Origin of the sequence: Microbacterium xanthum (assembly GCF_034531355.1) — a bacterium.
Lineage (GTDB): Bacteria > Actinomycetota > Actinomycetes > Actinomycetales > Microbacteriaceae > Microbacterium > Microbacterium xanthum.
In genome coordinates this window covers 200,336-218,522 of the sequence record NZ_JAWHUE010000001.1, presented here as the reverse complement: position 1 = coordinate 218,522, position 18,187 = coordinate 200,336, and the positions used below count along the sequence as shown (strand labels likewise).

General features: G+C 69.8%; 18 protein-coding genes and 1 tRNA gene. 14 read left to right on the top strand and 5 right to left on the bottom strand.

Features of this window, described 5'->3' with window-relative positions:
• Window positions 1-2: 2 nt before the first annotated feature.
• The 11 genes from RZO50_RS01085 to RZO50_RS01035 all read left to right on the top strand — a co-directional run bounded on the left by RZO50_RS01085 (window position 3) and on the right by RZO50_RS01035 (window position 10,172).
• The gene (locus RZO50_RS01085) at window positions 3-1,424 is read left to right on the top strand and encodes a flavin monoamine oxidase family protein (RefSeq protein ID WP_322597865.1); all 1,422 of its coding nucleotides are present in this window, start codon (window positions 3-5) and stop codon (window positions 1,422-1,424) included.
• Window positions 1,421-2,317 carry a universal stress protein gene (locus RZO50_RS01080; RefSeq protein ID WP_322597864.1) on the top strand — a complete coding sequence of 299 codons (897 nt, stop codon included), beginning with the start codon at window positions 1,421-1,423 and terminating at the stop codon, window positions 2,315-2,317. Before RZO50_RS01085 ends, RZO50_RS01080 begins: the two co-directional genes overlap by 4 nt.
• The gene (locus RZO50_RS01075) at window positions 2,314-3,873 is read left to right on the top strand and encodes an APC family permease (RefSeq protein ID WP_322597863.1); all 1,560 of its coding nucleotides are present in this window, start codon (window positions 2,314-2,316) and stop codon (window positions 3,871-3,873) included. Before RZO50_RS01080 ends, RZO50_RS01075 begins: the two co-directional genes overlap by 4 nt.
• Before the next feature lie 22 nt (window positions 3,874-3,895).
• The gene (locus tag RZO50_RS01070) at window positions 3,896-5,257 is read left to right on the top strand and encodes an NAD-dependent succinate-semialdehyde dehydrogenase (protein ID WP_322597862.1); all 1,362 of its coding nucleotides are present in this window, start codon (window positions 3,896-3,898) and stop codon (window positions 5,255-5,257) included.
• 55 nt (window positions 5,258-5,312) lie between these two features.
• The gene (locus tag RZO50_RS01065) at window positions 5,313-5,750 is read left to right on the top strand and encodes a pyridoxamine 5'-phosphate oxidase family protein (RefSeq protein ID WP_322597861.1); all 438 of its coding nucleotides are present in this window, start codon (window positions 5,313-5,315) and stop codon (window positions 5,748-5,750) included.
• A gap of 177 nt (window positions 5,751-5,927) precedes the next feature.
• Window positions 5,928-6,000, top strand: a tRNA-Trp gene (locus RZO50_RS01060).
• A 45-nt stretch (window positions 6,001-6,045) separates the two neighbouring features.
• Window positions 6,046-6,315: a preprotein translocase subunit SecE gene (gene secE / locus RZO50_RS01055; protein ID WP_322597860.1), complete on the top strand. Its 270-nt coding sequence runs from the start codon at window positions 6,046-6,048 to the stop codon at window positions 6,313-6,315.
• 63 nt (window positions 6,316-6,378) lie between these two features.
• Window positions 6,379-7,446 (top strand): transcription termination/antitermination protein NusG, encoded by a 1,068-nt coding sequence (gene nusG, locus RZO50_RS01050; RefSeq protein ID WP_322597859.1) that lies wholly within the window; start codon window positions 6,379-6,381, stop codon window positions 7,444-7,446.
• Between the two features lie 103 nt (window positions 7,447-7,549).
• Window positions 7,550-7,981 (top strand): 50S ribosomal protein L11, encoded by a 432-nt coding sequence (gene rplK, locus RZO50_RS01045; protein WP_194422877.1) that lies wholly within the window; start codon window positions 7,550-7,552, stop codon window positions 7,979-7,981.
• A 14-nt stretch (window positions 7,982-7,995) separates the two neighbouring features.
• The gene (gene rplA, locus RZO50_RS01040) at window positions 7,996-8,685 is read left to right on the top strand and encodes a 50S ribosomal protein L1 (RefSeq protein ID WP_322597858.1); all 690 of its coding nucleotides are present in this window, start codon (window positions 7,996-7,998) and stop codon (window positions 8,683-8,685) included.
• 71 nt (window positions 8,686-8,756) lie between these two features.
• Complete coding sequence (locus tag RZO50_RS01035) at window positions 8,757-10,172, top strand: amidase (protein WP_322597857.1); 1,416 nt, start codon at window positions 8,757-8,759, stop codon at window positions 10,170-10,172.
• A 70-nt stretch (window positions 10,173-10,242) separates the two neighbouring features.
• Here RZO50_RS01035 and RZO50_RS01030 read toward each other — a convergent pair whose 3' ends face one another.
• Window positions 10,243-10,908 carry a LysE/ArgO family amino acid transporter gene (locus tag RZO50_RS01030; protein ID WP_322598712.1) on the bottom strand — a complete coding sequence of 222 codons (666 nt, stop codon included), beginning with the start codon at window positions 10,906-10,908 and terminating at the stop codon, window positions 10,243-10,245.
• Between the two features lie 78 nt (window positions 10,909-10,986).
• Between RZO50_RS01030 and RZO50_RS01025 the strand changes: the two genes are divergently transcribed.
• Window positions 10,987-11,871: a LysR family transcriptional regulator ArgP gene (locus RZO50_RS01025; protein WP_322597856.1), complete on the top strand. Its 885-nt coding sequence runs from the start codon at window positions 10,987-10,989 to the stop codon at window positions 11,869-11,871.
• A gap of 22 nt (window positions 11,872-11,893) precedes the next feature.
• On the opposite strand, the gene RZO50_RS01020 is transcribed toward RZO50_RS01025, so the two are convergent.
• From RZO50_RS01020 to RZO50_RS01010, 3 genes are all read right to left on the bottom strand, one after another.
• Window positions 11,894-12,919 carry an NADP-dependent oxidoreductase gene (locus RZO50_RS01020; protein ID WP_322597855.1) on the bottom strand — a complete coding sequence of 342 codons (1,026 nt, stop codon included), beginning with the start codon at window positions 12,917-12,919 and terminating at the stop codon, window positions 11,894-11,896.
• Window positions 12,920-13,023: 104 nt separating this feature from the next.
• Window positions 13,024-13,512: a MarR family winged helix-turn-helix transcriptional regulator gene (locus RZO50_RS01015; protein ID WP_322597854.1), complete on the bottom strand. Its 489-nt coding sequence runs from the start codon at window positions 13,510-13,512 to the stop codon at window positions 13,024-13,026.
• A gap of 10 nt (window positions 13,513-13,522) precedes the next feature.
• Window positions 13,523-15,217 (bottom strand): MDR family MFS transporter, encoded by a 1,695-nt coding sequence (locus RZO50_RS01010; protein ID WP_322597853.1) that lies wholly within the window; start codon window positions 15,215-15,217, stop codon window positions 13,523-13,525.
• A gap of 170 nt (window positions 15,218-15,387) precedes the next feature.
• Between RZO50_RS01010 and RZO50_RS01005 the strand changes: the two genes are divergently transcribed.
• Entirely contained in the window at window positions 15,388-15,909 is a 522-nt protein-coding gene (locus tag RZO50_RS01005; RefSeq protein ID WP_322597852.1) for a 2'-5' RNA ligase family protein, read from the top strand.
• Window positions 15,910-15,918: 9 nt separating this feature from the next.
• Here the strand turns inward: RZO50_RS01005 and RZO50_RS01000 are convergent, their stop codons facing one another.
• On the bottom strand, window positions 15,919-16,584 hold the full coding sequence (locus RZO50_RS01000) for a YqaJ viral recombinase family protein (RefSeq protein WP_322597851.1): 666 nt from the start codon (window positions 16,582-16,584) through the stop codon (window positions 15,919-15,921).
• 297 nt (window positions 16,585-16,881) lie between these two features.
• Between RZO50_RS01000 and RZO50_RS00995 the strand changes: the two genes are divergently transcribed.
• The gene (locus tag RZO50_RS00995; RefSeq protein ID WP_322597850.1) at window positions 16,882-17,856 is read left to right on the top strand and encodes a hypothetical protein; all 975 of its coding nucleotides are present in this window, start codon (window positions 16,882-16,884) and stop codon (window positions 17,854-17,856) included.
• The last annotated feature ends 331 nt before the right edge of the window (window positions 17,857-18,187 follow it).

Genomic DNA, 18,187 nt, shown 5'->3' with positions numbered 1-18,187 from the left:
GCGTGCCCGGGCGAGGGGACCACGGGCGCGCACCTCGAGACACGTCCCCGATGCGAAGGAGCATGATGCGCGATCTCACCCGTGATGTGGTGGTCGTCGGTGCTGGCGCGGCGGGGCTGACCGCGGCGAACGAACTGAAGAAAGCCGGCCTCTCGGTCGCGGTGCTCGAGGCTCGCGATCGGGTCGGCGGGCGACTGTGGACCGATGAGATCCAGGGGGCGATGCTCGAGATCGGCGGTCAGTGGGTCTCCCCGGACCAGGATGCGCTGATCGAGACGATCGACGAGCTGGGACTGTCGACGTTCTCGCGCTACCGGGAGGGGGACAGCGTCTACGTCGGTCCCGACGGGGCCGCCAGACGCTTCACCGGCGAGATGTTCCCGGTCTCGGCGGAGACGGAGCGGGCCATCGCGGAGGTGACCGAGCGCCTGGACGCGATGGTCGCCGAGATCGATCCGGACCGGCCGTGGGCGCACGAGAAGGCGGCGGAGTGGGACCGCATCACGTGGGACGCGTGGTTGCGAGAGCAGACGGACGACAATGAAGCGGTGCGCAACCTCGCGTTCGCGACCGGGTCGGCGATGCTGACCAAGCCGACCCACACCTTCTCGTTGCTGCAGTCGCTGCTGATGGCGGCATCGGCGGGGTCGTACTCGAACCTCGTCGATGCGGACTTCATCCTCGACAAGCGCGTCGTGGGCGGGCTGCAGCAGGTGCCGCTCCTCCTCGCCGAGCGACTGGGCGAGGACGTGATGCTGGGTTCGCCGGTGCGCACGCTCGCGTGGAGCGGGGACGAGGTCGTCGCGACCGCCGACGGGGTGACGGTGAGAGCGCGCCACGCGGTCCTCGCACTCGCGCCGGTCCTGTACGACCGCATCTCCTTCGTCCCGCCGCTGCCGCGCCTGCAGCATCAGATGCACCAGCACCTCTCGATGGGTTTCGTCATCAAGGTGCATGCGGTCTACGACCGCCCCTTCTGGCGAGAGCAGGGGCTGTCCGGAACGGCGTTCAGCCCGTATGAGCTCTCCCACGAGGCATACGACAACACCAACCACGGCGATGCCCGCGGCACACTGGTCGGATTCGTATCCGACCGCAACGCCGACGACCTCTTCCGCCTCGACGCCGACGAGCGCAGGGAACGCATCCTCGAGTCGCTGTCGCATTACTACGGACCCGAGGCGAAGAACCCGGTCGTGTACTACGAGAGCGACTGGGGGAGCGAGGAGTGGACGCGCGGCGCCTACGCCGCCAGCTTCGACCTGGGGGGTCTGGAGCGGTACGGCGCCGACCTGCGCAGCCCGGTCGGGCCGATCCGGTTCGCGTGCAGCGACCTGGCCGGCGCCGGATATCAGCACGTCGACGGCGCGATCCGCATGGGACGCCTCGTCGCCGCCGACATCGTCGCCGAGGACCGGTCGTGACCGGTCACGTCGTGGTCGGGTACACCGCGACCGACTCCGGCGCCGACGCGGTCGCTCTCGGCGCTCGCCTGGCGCGCGCGCTCGGGGCCGTGGTGGACCTTGCCGTCGTGCTCCCCGCCGAGGGTCGCAGCGTGATCACGCCGTCGAACCCCGGCTATGAGCGCTATCTGCACGACCAGGCCCAGACGTGGCTCGCCGAAGCCGCCGACCTCGCGCCGCGTGACGTGCAGGTGCGCACCCATGTGCGCGACGACGAATCCTTCGCCGCCGGCCTCGTGGCTCTGGCCGGTGAGCTCGCCGCCGGCCACATCGTCATCGGCGCCGGACGAGGGGGGCTGCGCGGCCGACACCGTCTCGGTTCCGTCGCCGCTGAATTGCTGCACTCCTCCGACGTGCCCGTCGCGCTCGCGCCCGCCGGTGCACGCGAGACCGGAGCGGCGCTCCGGCTGGACCGGGTCACGGCCGCGATCGGTCTGCGTCCCGGCGCCGACGTGCTGATGGACGCCGCCGTCGATCTCGCCAGACGCAGCGGCGCACCGCTGCGACTGCTGTCGCTGGTCACCGTCGACCTGCCGCCCACCGTCGACACCGGTGTCATCCGCGTCGCCGGTGCCGCCCACGCCGACGAGGTCCTGGCGGCAGCCCGTGCCGACCTCCCCCGCGACGTCGCCGCGGAGGTGGTGGTCGGTCAGGGGGAATCCATCGAAGACGCCGTGCGTGGCCTCGACTGGGCTCCGGGCGAGGTCGCCCTGGTGGGATCCAGCCGACTCGCCCAACCACGGCGCCTGTTCCTCGGCTCGACGGCGGCGAAGATGCTGCACGAGCTCCCCGTCCCCATGATCGTGGTGCCGCGAACGCGCACCGCCCACATCCAGGAAGGAGGGCGGGGATGAGCGTTCCCGGTGGCACCGCGCCCCTCGCTCCCGCCGCCGGCGAGGACGCCGGCGGCATCTCCCGCAAGGGACTGTCGGCCGGAACGGTGGGCCTGCTCGGAGCCGTCGTGATCGGCATCTCGTGCATCGCCCCGGCCTACACCCTCACCGCAGCCCTCGGGCCCACGGTGTCGGAAGTCGGCGTCCAGGTGCCGGCGATCATCCTCGTCGGCTTCATCCCGATGCTCCTGGTCGCGTTCGGCTATCGCGAGCTCAATCGCGAGATGCCCGATTCGGGCACGTCGTTCACGTGGGCGGCGCGCGCGTTCGGGCCCTGGGTCGGCTGGATGGCGGGGTGGGGTCTGGTCGCGGCGACGATCCTCGTGCTGTCGAATCTCGCCGGGATCGCGGTGGACTTCCTCTTCCTGCTCATCGCGCAGCTGAGCGGAGTGCCGGAGATCGCCGACCTCGCCGCGAATCCCGGCATCAACGTCGTCGTCTGTCTGCTGTTCATGGCGGGGGCGACCTTCGTGTCGTACCGCGACATGCAGACGACGCAGAAGCTGCAGTACGTGTTGGTCGGGTTCCAGGTGCTCGTGCTGGTGATCTTCGCCGGGGCCGCGCTCGTCGGCTTCTCACAAGGGTCGGCCTTCGACGCGACCGCGTTCGACCTGTCGTGGTTCAATCCCTTCGCCGTGTCGTCCTTCAGCGCCGTCGCGGCGGGGCTGTCGCTGTCGATCTTCATCTTCTGGGGGTGGGATGTCACCCTCACGATGAACGAGGAGACGAAGAATCCCGAGAAGACCCCCGGTCGGGCCGCGACCCTCACGGTCGTCACGATCGTCGTGCTCTACCTGCTGATCTCCATCGCGCTGCTCATGTACGCCGGGACCGGCGACGGGGAGTTCGGACTCGGCAATCCCGACATCCAGGACAATGTCTTCTTCGCGCTGGCCGGGCCGATCCTCGGCCCGTTGGCGTTCCTGGTCTCGCTCGCCGTGCTGACCAGCTCCGCGGCGTCGCTGCAGTCCACCTTCGTCGGGCCGGCCCGGACACTGCTGGCCATGGGGCACTACGGCGCACTGCCGCGCCGGTTCGCCGAGGTGAGCCCGCGATTCTTCACCCCCGGGTTCGCCACCCTCGTCTCGGCCTTCGTGGCCTCCGCCTTCTATGCGGTGATGCGCTTCGTCAGCGAGAACGTGCTGTGGGACACCATCACGACCCTCGGCATGATGATCTGCTTCTACTACGGCATCACGGCGTTCGCGTGCGTGTGGTACTTCCGCCGGCAGTGGTTCGACTCCGTCCGCAGCGCCGTGTTTACCCTGATCTTCCCCCTCCTGGGCGGCATCATCCTCGCCATCCTGTTCGTCACGACCCTCCTCGATTCGATGGACCCGGACTACGGCAGCGGCTCGTCGATCGGCGGTCTCGGCCTCGTCTTTGTCCTGGGGATGGTCATCATCGTGGTCGGTGTGGTCATCATGGTGTGGCAGGCCGTCAAGCGGCCGGACTTCTTCCGCGGTCGCACGCTCACGATGGCCGCGCCGGAGAGCCTGCGTCGCCGCCGCCCCTGACCGACCGCACGAAAGGAAGCACATGAGCGAATACGCCGTCGTCAACCCGGCTACGGGAGAGACCCTCGCCACGTATCCGACCATCACCGACGCCGACCTCGATGCCGCCGTCGACCGCGCGCACGACGCGGCGCGCGCCTGGCGTATGGTCTCCGTCTCCGAGCGCGCCGCCGTGATCCGGCGCATCGCCGACCTCCATCGTGAACGGCGCGACGAACTCGCCGAGATCATCGTGCGCGAGATGGGCAAGCCGCTCGCAGCCGCGGAGGGCGAGGTCGACTTCGCCGCGGACATCATCGAGTACTACGCCGACCACATCGACCAGATCACCGGTGACGCCCCGATCGACATCCTCGGCGAGGGCACCGCGGTGATCCGGCGTGCACCGATCGGCGTGCTGCTGGGCATCATGCCCTGGAACTTCCCCGCCTATCAGGTGGCCCGGTTCGCCGCGCCGAACCTCGCGGTCGGCAACACGATTCTGCTCAAGCACGCGCCGCAGTGCCCGGAGTCCGCTGCGGCGTTGGAGGCGATCTACGCCGACGCCGGCCTTCCCGACGGCGCGTACGTCAACCTCTACGCCACGAACGAGCAGGCCGCGACCGTGATCGCCGATCCGCGGGTGCAGGGCGTCTCGGTGACCGGATCGGAGCGGGCCGGATCGGCGGTGGCCGAGCTGGCCGGACGCCACCTGAAGAAGGTCGCCCTCGAGCTCGGCGGATCCGACCCGTTCATTCTGCTCTCGACCGACGACATCGATGCCACCGTCGCCGCCGCCGTCGACGCCCGCCTCGACAACAACGGGCAGGCGTGCAACGGGGCGAAGCGGTTCATCGTCGTGGACGAGCTCTACGACGCCTTCGTCGAGAAGTTCACCGCGGCGATGGCGGCGACCGTCATGGGCGACCCGTTCGCCGAGGACACCGTGCTCGGCCCGTTGTCGTCGCTGGCCGCCGCAGAGCGTCTGCAAGAACAGATCGACCGCGCCGTTGCGCAGGGTGCGACACTGACCACCGGCGGGACCCGCGACGGCGCCTACGTCGCCCCGACGGTGCTCACCGGTGTCACCGCCGCCATGGACGTGTACGGCGAGGAGCTGTTCGGCCCGGCAGGAGTGGTCTACCGCGCCGAGGACGAGGACGAGGCGGTTCGCATCGCCAACGACACCAGCTTCGGTCTCGGCTCCTATGTGTTCACCACCGATCCCGCGCAAGCCGAGCGGGTCGCGGACCGCATCGAAGCCGGGATGGTCTACGTGAACATCGTCCTCGCCGATTCGCCCGAGCTGCCGTTCGGCGGCATCAAGCGTTCGGGGACATCCCGCGAACTGGGGCTTCTCGCCGCGGACGAATTCGTGAACAAGAAGCTCATCCGCACCGCCTGAGGTGCGCACCGTCCTCCCCCTGGTGTCCGCGTGGCACCGGGGGCAGGATGGGGACATGGACGAGAGCAGCGATGCCGTGGCGATCCTCGATGAGCAGCAGTGCTGGCAACACCTCGCCGGACACCAGCTCGGGCGCCTGGTCACCCACGTCGGGGACGTGCTGGACATCTTCCCCGTCAACTACGTCGTGGACGGCCCGTCATTGGTGTTCCGCACCGCCGAGGGGAGCAAGCTGCTCGAGCTGACCGTCAACGACCACGTGCTGTTCGAAGTCGACGACTGGAATGACGACCGCGCGTGGAGCGTCGTCGTGCGGGGGCACGCTCGTCGCCTCGACCACCTCGCCGAGGTGGAGGCTGCCGACGAGCTACCGTTGAAGCCCTGGATCCCGACGGTCAAGTTCACCTACGTGCGGGTCGAGCCGACGCAGCTCACCGGGCGCGCTTTCGCGCGCGGCGAGGAGCCGGACCGCGACAGCATCCAGCCCGGATGACGTCGCGGTCGTCCGCGATCGGCCTCTCGGCTCGGTTCGCCCGCGGTGTGGGCATGCCGTACACTGGGGAGAGCAGGACATTTCTGCATTCTTTCGCTGTGCCCGTCGCACGGGCCGTACACCCCTCACCGGATGCGGGCGAAGAGTGTCGGGAAGCCGAGGCCCCCGAGGGTCTCTAGGGCGGTAGCTCAATTGGCAGAGCAGCGGTCTCCAAAACCGCAGGTTGCAGGTTCGATTCCTGTCCGCCCTGCGCGTCAGCGCAAGCTGACACACGGAAGATACAACAGGTGGGTTGATGGTCCAGGACGAGCCGAAGGGCGAAATCGTCGCCTCGAGCGACGCGCCGCGCGAGAAGAAGCCGAACGTCTTCGCGCGCATCGCCCTTTTCATCCGTCAGGTCTTCGCCGAACTGCGCAAGGTCGTCACGCCGACGCGCAAGGAGCTGGTGAAGTACACGCTGGTCGTGCTGGGCTTCGTCGTCGTGATGATGGCGATCGTCTACGGCCTCGACGTGCTCTTCGCCTGGACGACGCAGATCGTCTTCGGCGTGCCCGACGGCGCCTGATCCCACCGGTCGAACAGCGGGTGGTGAGCGCCTCACGCGCCCACCGACACGGAAGAGAATCAATTGTCTGAAAGATATGTCGACGACGCCGACTGGGCCACCGCCGCGGAGCAGTCCTCCGAGGACGACGAGGCCCAGGAGGGCAACCAGCTCGCGCGCGAGGAACAGGCCAGTACCTCCGCCGAACACGTCGCGATCCACGTCGTCGACGAGACCTCCGACGATCAGGACGACACGTCGCTCGACGACGTCGACACCACCGACCCGGAAGCAGACGCCATCGTGAACGACGCGCTGAACATCGACCGCACCGACGAGGCGGAAGCCGCCGCCGAAGTGCTCACCGACTCGCTCGCCGAGGAGGCGACCGAGCGACAGGCGGAGGCCGCCGAGGAGGTCGCTCCCTACGACGGTCCCGACGTCAACGGTGACGAGGACGCCCCGGCGGTCGACCCCGAACTGGCTGCCGACGTGGCCGACGCCGCGGCGATCGTGGACGAGGTCGAGGAGGACCCGTACGAGGCCTTCCGCGCCGAGCTTCGCTCCCTCGAGGGCAAGTGGTACGTCATCCACTCCTACGCCGGCTTCGAGCGCAAGGTCAAGGCCAACATCGAGCAGCGCAAGTCGACGCTCGAGGTCGAAGAGGACATCTACCAGATCGAGGTCCCCATGGAGGACGTCGTCGAGATCAAGAACGGGCAGCGCAAGATGGTCACGCGCGTCCGGATCCCCGGCTACGTGCTCGTGCGCATGGAGCTGAACGAAGACACCTGGTCGGTCGTGCGGCACACGCCCGGTGTGACCGGCTTCGTCGGCAATGCGCACAACCCGACGCCGCTGCGCTTCGAAGAGGCCTTCAACATGCTGAAGTCCCTCGTCGAGGTCAAGGAGACCACGCCCGCCAAGGGATCGGCCCCCAAGGGCTCGCCCACACAGGCGCGCACCGTTCAGGCCGAGGTGGACTTCGAGGTCGGCGAGACCATCACGATCAAGGAAGGCTCCTTCGCGGGTCTTCCCGGATCGATCAGCGAGATCAAGCCCGAGAGCGGCAAGCTCACGGTGCTCGTGTCGCTGTTCGAGCGCGAGACGCCGGTCGAGCTGTCGTTCGACCAGGTCACGAAGATGGTCTGACACCCACACGCTTCCCGTTCGCGGGATACCGCTGCCCGGAACCGCCGGGTCTGCGGGAGAGCAGGATGCGCATGCGCATCCGGTTCGATGAAAGGAAAAGGAAATGGCACCGAAGAAGAAGGTGACCGGCCTGATCAAGCTCCAGATCAACGCCGGTGCCGCCAACCCGGCGCCGCCGATCGGCCCCGCGCTCGGTCAGCATGGCGTCAACATCATGGAGTTCTGCAAGGCGTACAACGCCGCGACGGAGTCGCAGCGCGGCAACGTCATCCCGGTGGAGATCACCGTCTACGAGGACCGCAGCTTCACGTTCATCCTCAAGACCCCGCCGGCGGCAGAACTGATCAAGAAGGCCGCGGGCGTGCAGAAGGCCTCGGCCACGCCGCACACCGTCAAGGTCGGCAAGATCACCAAGGACCAGGTGCGCGAGATCGCCCAGGCCAAGCAGCCCGACCTCAACGCGAACGACATCGAGGCCGCCTCGAAGATCATCGCCGGCACCGCCCGTTCCATGGGCATCACGGTTGAGGACTGAGGGGAGTAACGAGAATGGCTACCAAGTCCAAGTCCTACGCAGCCGCAGCCTCGAAGATCGAGGATGGCACGTTCTACACGCCCACCGCGGCCGTCGCCCTGGCGAAGGAGACCGGTTCGGCGAAGTTCGACTCGACCGTCGAGGTCGCGCTCAAGCTCGCCGTCGACCCCCGCAAGGCCGACCAGATGGTGCGCGGCACCGTCATCCTGCCCCACGGCACCGGTAAGACCGCCCGTGTGATCGTCTTCGCCACGGGCCCGGCTGCCGAGGCGGCCATCGCCGCGGGCGCCGACGAGGTCGGCGGCGCCGAGCTCATCGAGAAGGTCGCCGGCGGCTGGACCGACTTCGACGCTGCCGTGTCGTCGCCCGAGCTGATGGGCCAGGTCGGACGTCTCGGCAAGGTCCTCGGTCCCCGAGGCCTCATGCCGAACCCGAAGACCGGCACCGTCACTCCGAACCCGGCCAAGGCCGTCGAGGAGATCAAGGGCGGAAAGATCGAGTTCCGCGTCGACAAGCACGCCAACGTGCACTTCGTCGTCGGCAAGGCCTCCTTCACGGCCGAGCAGCTGGACGAGAACATCCAGGCCGCCCTCGAAGAGATCGTGCGACTGAAGCCGTCGAGCTCGAAGGGCCGCTACATCCAGAAGGGCACGGTGTCGACCACGTTCGGCCCCGGCATCCCGCTGGATGTCAACGCCATCTGATCGATCGGATCACCCGGAACGGGTCTCTCCGCACGGAGAGGCCCGTTCCGTCGTTCTGAGATGATGACCGGATGAGTGTCGAGGCCGACTCCTGGCGGGAATCCGCTCGCGCCATCGCCGCGGGCGTGCGCGCAGGGGATCTCTCCGCCGCGGTCGTCGTCGAGGCCCACCTGGACCGCGTCGACGAGGTCAACCCTCGCGTCGGCGCGCTGACCGTCGTCTTCGCCGAGCAGGCCCGCGAGGCCGCTGCGGCCGTCGACGCGACGGTGCGCGCCGGGCACGACCCCGGACCTCTGGCGGGCGTGCCGTTCTCGGTGAAGGAGAACATCGACCTGATGTGGTCGGCGACCACGCACGGCTGGCGCGGGGCCCTCGACGCGGTTCCGGAACAGGATGCCACCGCGGTCGCCCGCCTGCGCGCCGCGGGCGCGATTCCGCTCGGTCGCGGCAACATGCCGGACTTCGGCATGCGGTGGGACACCGACAACGATGTCTTCGGACGCACGCGGAATCCGTGGTCGACGCGTCACTCGCCCGGCGGTTCGAGCGGGGGAGACGCGGTGGCTGTGGCTACGGGGATGGTCGCCTTCGGCCTCGGGAACGACTACGGCGGGTCGGTGCGCGTGCCCGCCGATGCGGTCGGTGTCGTCGGCTTCCGGCCCACCGGCGGGCGGATCCCGTCCTCGGCGGCCCGGCGGCGCGATCCGGTTCCGCTGTCCTTGCAGCACTTCTCGACCACCGGCATCCTCGCGCGCTCCGCAGATGACGTGGCGGCGGTGTTCGACGTCGTCGATGGGGCGGACGACGTGGATCCGTTCGCGGTCACCCGCGCGGCCGCCGCCGTCGACACCCTGAAGCGCGCGGCCATTGTGCGTGATCCGTTCCGCGACGGGGAGAGCGAGGCGAACCTCCGCGCGCAGGACGCGGCGGTCGATGCGCTCGAACGCGCGGGGTGGGAGATCGTCGAGGGGCAACCGCCGTTGCTCGACGAGGCGGTCGCCGGGTGGCGGCTCCTCTCGACGACCGAGATGCAGGCGGCGTATGGTCCCGACCGATGGGGTCCGCCGCTCGGTGCCGGGGCCTCCCGTTTCCTGGAGCTGGCCGGCGGCGCCCAGTCCCACATCGGTTCCGTGGAGGAGTACATGGCCGTGTGGGCGCGCAGAGCGGTCGTCGCGGCCGCGTGGCAGAGCTTCTTCCGAGAGAATCCGGTGCTGGTGGGGGCGGTGTCGGAGGCGCGTCCCGCGCACGCCGATGCCGACCTCGCGGATGCGCGCACGGCCGGGGACTGGTGGCGCCGCTACCGGCTGAGCGTCGCGGCGAACTACCTGGCGTTGCCCGCGATCGCCGTTCCGACCGGACTCGCCGCCGACGGGCTGCCGGTCGGCGTGCAAGTCATGGCCGCTGCCGGTGCGGATCACCTGGCGCTGGCCGCGGCCCGGGCGATCGGCCAGGCGCGGGGCGTACCCACCCCGATCAGCCCGCGGTGATCCGAGGAGCCGCACCGCTCGCCCCCCCCCCCCCGCATCGCGACGCGAAGCGTGCCGCGGGTGGCGGGCGTCAGTGCGGCAGTACGAGGCTCACGCCGAGCAGGATCATGATCGCCGCGAACACGCCGTCGAGCACGCGCCAGACGCGGGGCCGGGTCAACCAGCGGCTGAGGAACCGCGCACCGAAGGCGAGTCCGTAGAACCACAGGACGCTTCCGAGGACGGCGCCCGCCGCGAAGACCCAGCGTTGGTCGCCGTGCGTGTTGGCGATCGAGCCGAGGAGGAAGACCGTGTCGAGGTAGACGTGCGGATTCAGCCAGGTGAGGGCGAGGGTCGTGAGCACGATCGACCGCGTTCGCGTGCGGGTCGTCACCGGTCTTCGCGGGGCGGCATGCACGTGGTCGACCGCCGGGGACTCCGGGACGGTCTCGTCGGCGGGCGGACGCAGCGCCTCGCCGCGGGGCCGCCACACGCGCCGCGCGGCGAGGAGTCCGTACCCGACGAGGAAGAGCGCGCCGGTCCATCGGACGGCGTCGACGAGCCAGGGGATCGCGGTCAGCAATGCGCCCACGCCGGAGACTCCGAGGGTGATGAGCGCGGCATCCGACACGGTGCAGATGGTCGCGACGAGCATGACGCGCTCGCGACGCAGCCCCTGCCTGAGCACGAACAGATTCTGCGCACCGATCGCGATGATCAGGGACAGGCCGAGGCCGAGGCCGGCGAGGAAGGTCATCGTCACACCATCACGGTAGAGCGACGTCCTAAGCTGAGTACAGCGAAAGATCGTGAAGGATCATGAGCGGAGCTTAAGATGCAGATTCCCCTCGAAAGCGCCGAGACCCTCGCCGCGATCGTCGACGAGGGCAGCATGGATGCCGCGGCGCGGCGGCTGCGGGTGACTCCGTCGGCGGTGAGTCAGCGCGTGAAGACCTTGGAGGAGACTCTCGGACGGGTGCTCCTGGTGCGCGCCAAGCCGGCGCGCGCGACGAGCGCAGGCGCCGTCGTGGTCCGCCTTGCCCGGCAGATGGCTCTCGTGCAGCACGAGGCCACGGTCGAGCTGGGCGCGGAGGAGGCCGACGTCCGCGTGAGCGTGGCGATCGCCGTGAACGCGGACTCGCTCGCGACCTGGTTCCTCCGCCCGCTCGCCCGCGTCGCGGAGGTGCACCCCGTCGTGTTCGATCTGCAGCGCGACGATCAGGACCACACCGCGACCCTGCTCGAAAGCGGCGTCGTGCTGGCCGCGGTCACCTCGGCCGCGAACGCGGTGAGCGGGTGCCGTGTGGACCCGCTCGGCGCGTTGCGGTACCTGCCCGTGGCCACACCCGCGTTCGCCTCGAGGTGGGGTCTGGCCGACGCGGGCGGACTCGGTACTGCGCCGGTCGTGCAGTACGACCGGCGCGACGACCTGCAGAACCGCTGGCTGCGCGCCGTGCGCGTGGATCCCGGCGCCGTCCCCGCCCACTACGTGCCGTCGTCGGGTGAGTTCGCGACCGCGATCCGTCTCGGGCTGGGATGGGGGATGCTGCCGGAGTCGCAGGCGCTTCCGGCCATCCGCAGCGGTGAGCTCGAGAAGCTGGACGGGCCGCCCGTGGACGTGCCGCTGTACTGGCAGCAATGGAATCTGCGGTCGACGACACTCGATATCGTCGCCGCCGAGGTCGCCGCGGAGGCCGGCCGCGCCCTCCGGCGGCTGTGACCCGACGGAGCGTCGAGTGCGATCAGTCCTCGCCGATGCGCAGCACGCTCTTGCCGCGAGTGTGCCCGGACTCGAGGTGGCGATGCGCGTCCGCCGCTTCATCCAGCTCGAAGATGCGGTCGATGTACACCTGGATCGCGCCCGATTCGAGGAGTCGCGAGATCGTCGCGAGCGCATTCCCGTCGGGCAGCACCTTGTACGACGTCGCTCGGACCCCCGCCTCCGCCGCGGCGTGCGCATACTCGGGCCATGAGCCGGTGGGGACCATGATGTACAGGCCTCCCGGACGCAGGACCGACAGTGACCGCGTCCCCGTGCTCCCGTCTGCGTTGCCGACGAGGTCGATCACCACATCCATGTCGCCGACGACCTCGTCGAAGCGTGTCGAGGCGTAGTCGATGACCACCGACGCGCCCAGTTCACGCAGCCACGCGGCGTTCGGCCCCGAAGTGGTCGCCGTCACGTGCGCGCCGAAGTAGGAGGCCAGCTGCACCGCGAAGTGCCCGACGCCGCCGCTGCCGGCGTGGATCAGCACACGCTGGCCTTCGTGTGCGTGCGCGGTCTCGACGACCAGGCCCCACGCGGTCAACGCCGCGAGCGGAACGCCCGCCGCCTCGACGTGGGACAGAGTCGCGGGCTTGCGGGCCACGGAGAGGGTGGGCACGACGGCGTACTCGGCGTACGTGCCGCCGGACCGCGGGAACGGGACCATGCCGAAGACCTCGGTGCCGGGTGGGAAGGGATGCGCCTCGTAGGGAGCGTTCACCACCACACCGCTGAAATCGAAGCCGAGAGTACTCGGCAGCGAGGGGATCGCCCCCGACACACCGCGCCCGGCACGGGTCTTGGCGTCGATGGGATTCACTCCCGCCGCCGAGATGCGCACGAGCAACTCGCTGATCACGGGGGTCGGCACGGGGAGGGTGGTCGGACGGAGCACGTCCGGGTCGCCGGTCTCATCGAAGACGACGGCCCGCATGGTCTCGGGCGGATCGGGCAGACCGATCTCGTTCGCCACGGAAATCGGTCGCAGCGGCCGGAATTTCATCGGTCGCCCCCTCCCTGCGTGCCGACGTCGGCACTCGTGTTGCCTGTGACAGACAGTCAACCCTGCGATTGTCTCGCCCGTGTTACGACGCGGTCACCGTGCCGCTAAGGAGCTGTCGAGTCGTCCCGCAGCGCCCGCAGAAGCCGCGTGAGGGTGCGGATGTCATCGAGGTCCCACGTCGACATCCGTCGCATGAGCGAGTTCCGCTGCGGGTCCCGTGCGGCCTCCAGGCGACGCAGCCCCTCGGCGGTCGGTGACAGCAGGCTGACGCGGCGGTCGTCGCTGTCGGGGGACCGCTGGATGAGGCCGAGCGCTTCGAGGTCCCGCACGGTTCTGCTCACCTGCGCCTTGTCGGCCAGAAGCGCCTCCGCGAGCGCCGAGCTCGACACCGGGGCCATCCGGGTGATGGTGGTGAACGTCTTGTACGCGCCCGGGAGCATCCCGGGACTGACTCTGTCGGCCTGCTCGGCGATCACGTGGCGGAACCGCGCGATCAGCTCGCCGAATTCCGCCTCCAGCGCGCGGGTGGCCACGACGTGGGGATCCGCTGCGCCGCCGGAGGGGTTCGGCTCCGTGTCCGCGGGCTCGCTCATCGCTTCGACCCTACTGGCCCGCGTGCCGGTGCCCGCCGGAGTCGGTGTCGTCCGGGGTTCCGCCCGCGTCGGCGCGCGCCGTCGGGGCGAGGGCATCCATCCCCTCGCTCACCGACACCGTGGCCAGGTCCGCCTCCGCCGCCTGTCGCCGCTCGTTCGTCGTCATGCGGGTCAGGGGGAGGTTCGGCAGGAGCGCGATGGCGATGAGGCTGAGCACAGCGACGGGGAGGGCGATCAGGAAGGCGTGCGCGATCGACGTCGCATAGACATCCTCGAAGATCACGCTAAGGCTCTCGGGCAGGGCGGACACCTGCGGGAGGGTCCCCGACTGGAGCTGTTCGGCGACCTCGACCCCGTCGGCACCGAGCGCCGTCAGCGCGGTCGCGATCTCGGCCCGTCGGTCGGCGACGAGGGATGCCGCCGACGACGCCAGGGTGGCGCCCATGACGGAGACGCCGACCGTCCCACCGAGGGAACGGAAGAAGGTCACTCCCGAGCTGGCCACACCCATCTCATCGGGGCGAGCGGTGTTCTGGACGATGAGGACGAGGTTCTGCATGGTCGTCCCCACCCCGGCGCCGAGGAGGAACATGTACAGCGAGACGAGGGCGAAGTTCGTGTCGTACTCGATCGTCGACAGCGTGGCGGACCCGGCCACGAGCAGGAGCGAACCTCCGATCAGATACGGCTTCCAGTGGCCGTGCCGTGTGATCAGTGCGCCGACCGTGACGGAGGCGATGAGCAGCCCGCCGATCATGGGGATGGTCATCACGCCGGCTTCGGTCGGCGTGGCGCCCCGTGCCATCTGCATGTACTGGCTGAGGAAGACCGACGTGCCGAACATCGCGATCCCCGTGGCGACCGACGCGATCACCGCGAGCGTGAAGGTGCGGTTGCGGAACAGGGTGAGGGGAACCAGCGGGTCGGCCGAGCGCAGCTCCACGAGGACGAACAGCACCGCGGCCACGAGCGCGCCGCCGGCCATGAGGGCCGTCTGCGGACTCCACCACGCGTAGGCGTCGCCGGCGTTGGTGACCCAGATCAACAGCAGCGAGACCGCGGAGCTGAGCAGCACGATGCCGAGATAGTCGATGCGAACGCGTCGGGCAGGGCGGTCAGGAAGGTGGAGGGTCCGCTGCTGGATGACGAGGGCGGCGATCGCGAAGGGCAGGGCGATGAAGAAATTCCATCGCCAGTCGAGCGTGTCGGTGATGACGCCGCCCAAGAGGGGGCCGCCGATCGTGGCCACGGCCATCACGGCGCCGAACAGACCCATGTATCGTCCCCGTTCGCGGGGGCTGATGATGTCGGCCATGATCACTTGGCTGAGGGCGGCGAGCCCCCCGGCGCCCACGCCCTGTACGGCACGGCACGCGATGAGCATCGTGGTGTCCTGGGAGAAGCCGGCCGCGGCGGTGGCCAGCACGAAGACCGAGATCGCGATCTGGATCAAGAGCTTGCGGTCGAAGAGATCGGCAAGCTTTCCCCAGATCGGGGTGGAGATCGCCGTGGTCAGCAGCGTCGCCGTCACCACCCACGTGAACGCCGCCTGGTCGCCGCCGAGGTCGTGGATGATGACCGGCAGCGACGTCGAGACGACCGTCGCGGCGAGCATGGAGACGAACATCCCGAGGAGGAGGCCGATCAGGGCGGGCAGGACCCCGCGCCGCGCGGGCGCGGCGGGGGTGGGTAGGGAGGGTGACATGAAGCCTCGCGGTGACATGGGCGGAATCCGGCGACGCCGGAAAGATGGTTGATCGAGGTCAACCATAAGCGAATGGTTGACCTTGGTCAACCATTTGGTCTCCGGGTGAACTCGCGTCGCGCGCCCGGACGCGCGGCGCGGTACCGGTCGATGCCCGGGAGAATGGCGGTATGCGGAGCGTGGAGCTGTTGCTGGACGCCGATGGCGACGCGGCGGTGCGCCGGGCGTGGGCGGCGCTGATGGCCGCCGACCTGCCGAGTGCCGGGCGGCATTCCGGGGCGACCAACGCTCCGCACATCACCCTCGCCGTCTGTCCCGGGGAGGCCGCGGGCGGAGTCGCCGACGCCGCGCGCCTCGCGGGCCTCGCGGCGACGCTGCCGCGTCCGGTGGAGCTCTCCGGGCTCGTCCTGTTCGGTGGCGGCGACCGTCGCGTGCTGGCCTGTCATGTGGTGGTCGATGAGGCGATGCTGCGGTTGCAGCGCGACGTCGTCGCGCGGCTCGGCGGAGCCGGCGGGGTCCTCGCGCAGACGGCGCCGGGAGCGTGGACGCCCCATGTGACCCTCGCGCGGCGGATGCCGCTCGCGCGCCTCGAGACGGCCCTGGAGGTCTGCGGGCCGGTCGACCTGCGCGTCGAGGCGGTCGCGATGCGGGTGTGGGACTCGGTGGCGAAGCGGGTGACGGTGGTCGCCTAGCCGTCGTGGTCAGTCGCTGAGGGCGAGCGCGCGGTACGGACGCCGGTCGGCGCGCTCCTGCGGCGGCGCCGCCCGACGGTGCAGCGAGCGGCCGAACTGAGTGCGGTGGTACAGCTCGTCGATCAGTGCGGTCGCGAGAGTGACGAGCTTGCCGATCTCGATCTCGTCGCGGTCGACCCACTGGCATCGCGGCTCGTCGTGGATGGGGACGAAGTCGTCGTGCTGCTCCCACGCGACCAGGGTGCGCTCGGCGCCGAGCACATGCTGCTGCCACCACACCTGCCGCAGGTAGGAGCGCGGGATCGAACGCCAGGCCTTGTTGGTGGTCTTGATCTCGGCGAGGACGACGTGACCGGTGCCGTTCACGCCGATGCCGTCGGGGGTGGCGAGATGGCGCTTCTCGACAACCGCGTGGAACAGCGCGCTGGAGGGCTGGATCCCATGCGTCGCGGCGACCCAGGCGGCGATCTCGGGCTCGCGTGCGCGTCCGTGCGCGGTGTAGGCGTTGCCGGAGAAACCCGATCCCATGAGCTTCGCGTCCGCCGCGCGGGCGATGGCGCGCTCCGAAGTGAGCGTCGCCACGTCCGTGGCGGTGATGCCTCGGGAGCGTGCGCGGACCCATGACACGCGGTCCCGGGAGTCCGCCACGATGCGTGCGGCGAGCTCGGGCGTCATCCCTCCAGGCTACCCACCGCATCCCCCACCCCACCCCGCGACACCCCACCCCGCCCACCCGCCCGCGACACCCCACCCCGCCCCGCCCGCCCGGCCAGATCCCTCGAGCCACCCCTTTCTCGCCGAATCCGCCCTTTCTGGCGTCAAGCAAAGGGGCGGTTCGGTGACAAAGGGACCGCTCGACACGGGCGCCCGGTGCGGCGAGTGGCTCTGCACAGGCAACGGTCTCGGTGACCGCGTCCACAGGATGGCGACGGTGTGCGCCTCATGGCAGCCGGGCCGCGCCATGGTGTGCGGATGCGTCATGCGACTGTCGACGAGCTGATCGGACTCTTGCGGTCGCGGGCTGCCCTGATCGAGACGGGCATGTCCGATCGGTCGATCGGGAGGGCGGTGGAGACCGGCGTCCTGCACCGGGTGAGGCGCGGGTGGTACATCGATGCGAGCACCTGGGCGTCACTGTGGGCCGAGTCCAGACACCGCGCCCTGGTGCTGGCCGTCGAGCATGAGTCGCGCGGCGCCACCGTCATCTTCTGCGGGGTCTCGGCGGCGGTCATGCACGGTTTGCCGTTGTACCGGATGGCGCCGCGACGCGCTCACGTCCTCGCGGCGTCGTCGTCACGGCACAGCGTTCACGACGTGCTGCGCCACGAGGCGGCGCTCACCGAGAGTGAGATCCGGGTGGTGGACGGCGTCCTGTGCACGGACCTCGCGCGGACCGTCTACGACGTCGTCCGCTCGGTGCCGGCCGAGGCGGCGATCGCGGTGGCGGACGCGGCTCTGTCTCGGATCGGAGGCGATCCGCGACGGTTCGACGACTCCGCGGCGGGGGAGTTCGCCGCGAGGCTCGCGGCGCGCGCTCAGGCGGTCGGCCCGCGGGGCATCCGTCAGGCGCGCCGGATCATCGACCTCGCAGACGGGCGTGCTCAGCTCCCTCTCGAGAGCGTGAGTCGCCTCCAACTGCACCGATTGGGGTTCGAGCGGCCCGAGCTGCAGGTGCCCGTCCCGGCGCCGGACGGGGGCACGTACTTCGTGGACATCGGGATGAGGGGGCTGCGCGCGTTCGGCGAGTGCGACGGCAAAGCGAAGTACATCGACGAGGCCCAGCGGTCGGGGCGTACCCTCGAGCAGGTCCTTCTCGACGAGAAGGCCCGTGAGGACTGGATCCGCGGGACGACGCAGTGGCGCCTCGCGCGGTGGGGTGACGAACACGCGGTCACGCCGCTGGCGCTCGGCGCCCGCCTCGCGCACTTCGGCATCCGCGCGCCGTGAACCCCGTCGCATCGCCCCCGTGAACCCTGTCGCATCTCGCCGATCCTGCCCCTTGCTGCCGACCGAGCCCTTTCTTGCGAGGTGCAAAGGGCCCGGTCGGCGGGAAAGGGGCGGGTCGGCGAAGGGGGCGTGGGACGGGGGTGGGGACGAGCTCGAGGAGGGGGGATTTGGGGGATGCGGGGACGTGGGTTAACATGGTCGGAGCCGAAGACCGCCGGTCATCGCGCCGCGAAAGCGATGCGATCGAAGCTCTGTGAAGAACAGGGGCCTGCGCAGGTGTACGAGACAGTCCCGAAGATCGGGCGACCAGCTCCGTGCGCTTGCGCCGGAG

What these genes read in the sequence shown, in the direction of transcription:
- RZO50_RS01075 (WP_322597863.1), top strand. Translation starts at nt 2,314, where the DNA reads ATGAGCGTTCCCGGTGGCACCGCGCCCCTCGCTCCCGCCGCCGGCGAG.
- RZO50_RS01070 (WP_322597862.1), top strand. Translation starts at nt 3,896, where the DNA reads ATGAGCGAATACGCCGTCGTCAACCCGGCTACGGGAGAGACCCTCGCC.
- RZO50_RS01065 (WP_322597861.1), top strand. Translation starts at nt 5,313, where the DNA reads ATGGACGAGAGCAGCGATGCCGTGGCGATCCTCGATGAGCAGCAGTGC.
- secE (WP_322597860.1), top strand. Translation starts at nt 6,046, where the DNA reads ATGGTCCAGGACGAGCCGAAGGGCGAAATCGTCGCCTCGAGCGACGCG.
- rplK (WP_194422877.1), top strand. Translation starts at nt 7,550, where the DNA reads ATGGCACCGAAGAAGAAGGTGACCGGCCTGATCAAGCTCCAGATCAAC.
- rplA (WP_322597858.1), top strand. Translation starts at nt 7,996, where the DNA reads ATGGCTACCAAGTCCAAGTCCTACGCAGCCGCAGCCTCGAAGATCGAG.
- RZO50_RS01035 (WP_322597857.1), top strand. Translation starts at nt 8,757, where the DNA reads ATGAGTGTCGAGGCCGACTCCTGGCGGGAATCCGCTCGCGCCATCGCC.
- RZO50_RS01030 (WP_322598712.1), bottom strand. Translation starts at nt 10,908, where the DNA reads ATGACCTTCCTCGCCGGCCTCGGCCTCGGCCTGTCCCTGATCATCGCG.
- RZO50_RS01025 (WP_322597856.1), top strand. Translation starts at nt 10,987, where the DNA reads ATGCAGATTCCCCTCGAAAGCGCCGAGACCCTCGCCGCGATCGTCGAC.
- RZO50_RS01020 (WP_322597855.1), bottom strand. Translation starts at nt 12,919, where the DNA reads ATGAAATTCCGGCCGCTGCGACCGATTTCCGTGGCGAACGAGATCGGT.
- RZO50_RS01015 (WP_322597854.1), bottom strand. Translation starts at nt 13,512, where the DNA reads ATGAGCGAGCCCGCGGACACGGAGCCGAACCCCTCCGGCGGCGCAGCG.
- RZO50_RS01010 (WP_322597853.1), bottom strand. Translation starts at nt 15,217, where the DNA reads ATGTCACCCTCCCTACCCACCCCCGCCGCGCCCGCGCGGCGCGGGGTC.
- RZO50_RS01005 (WP_322597852.1), top strand. Translation starts at nt 15,388, where the DNA reads ATGCGGAGCGTGGAGCTGTTGCTGGACGCCGATGGCGACGCGGCGGTG.
- RZO50_RS01000 (WP_322597851.1), bottom strand. Translation starts at nt 16,584, where the DNA reads ATGACGCCCGAGCTCGCCGCACGCATCGTGGCGGACTCCCGGGACCGC.
- RZO50_RS00995 (WP_322597850.1), top strand. Translation starts at nt 16,882, where the DNA reads ATGCGTCATGCGACTGTCGACGAGCTGATCGGACTCTTGCGGTCGCGG.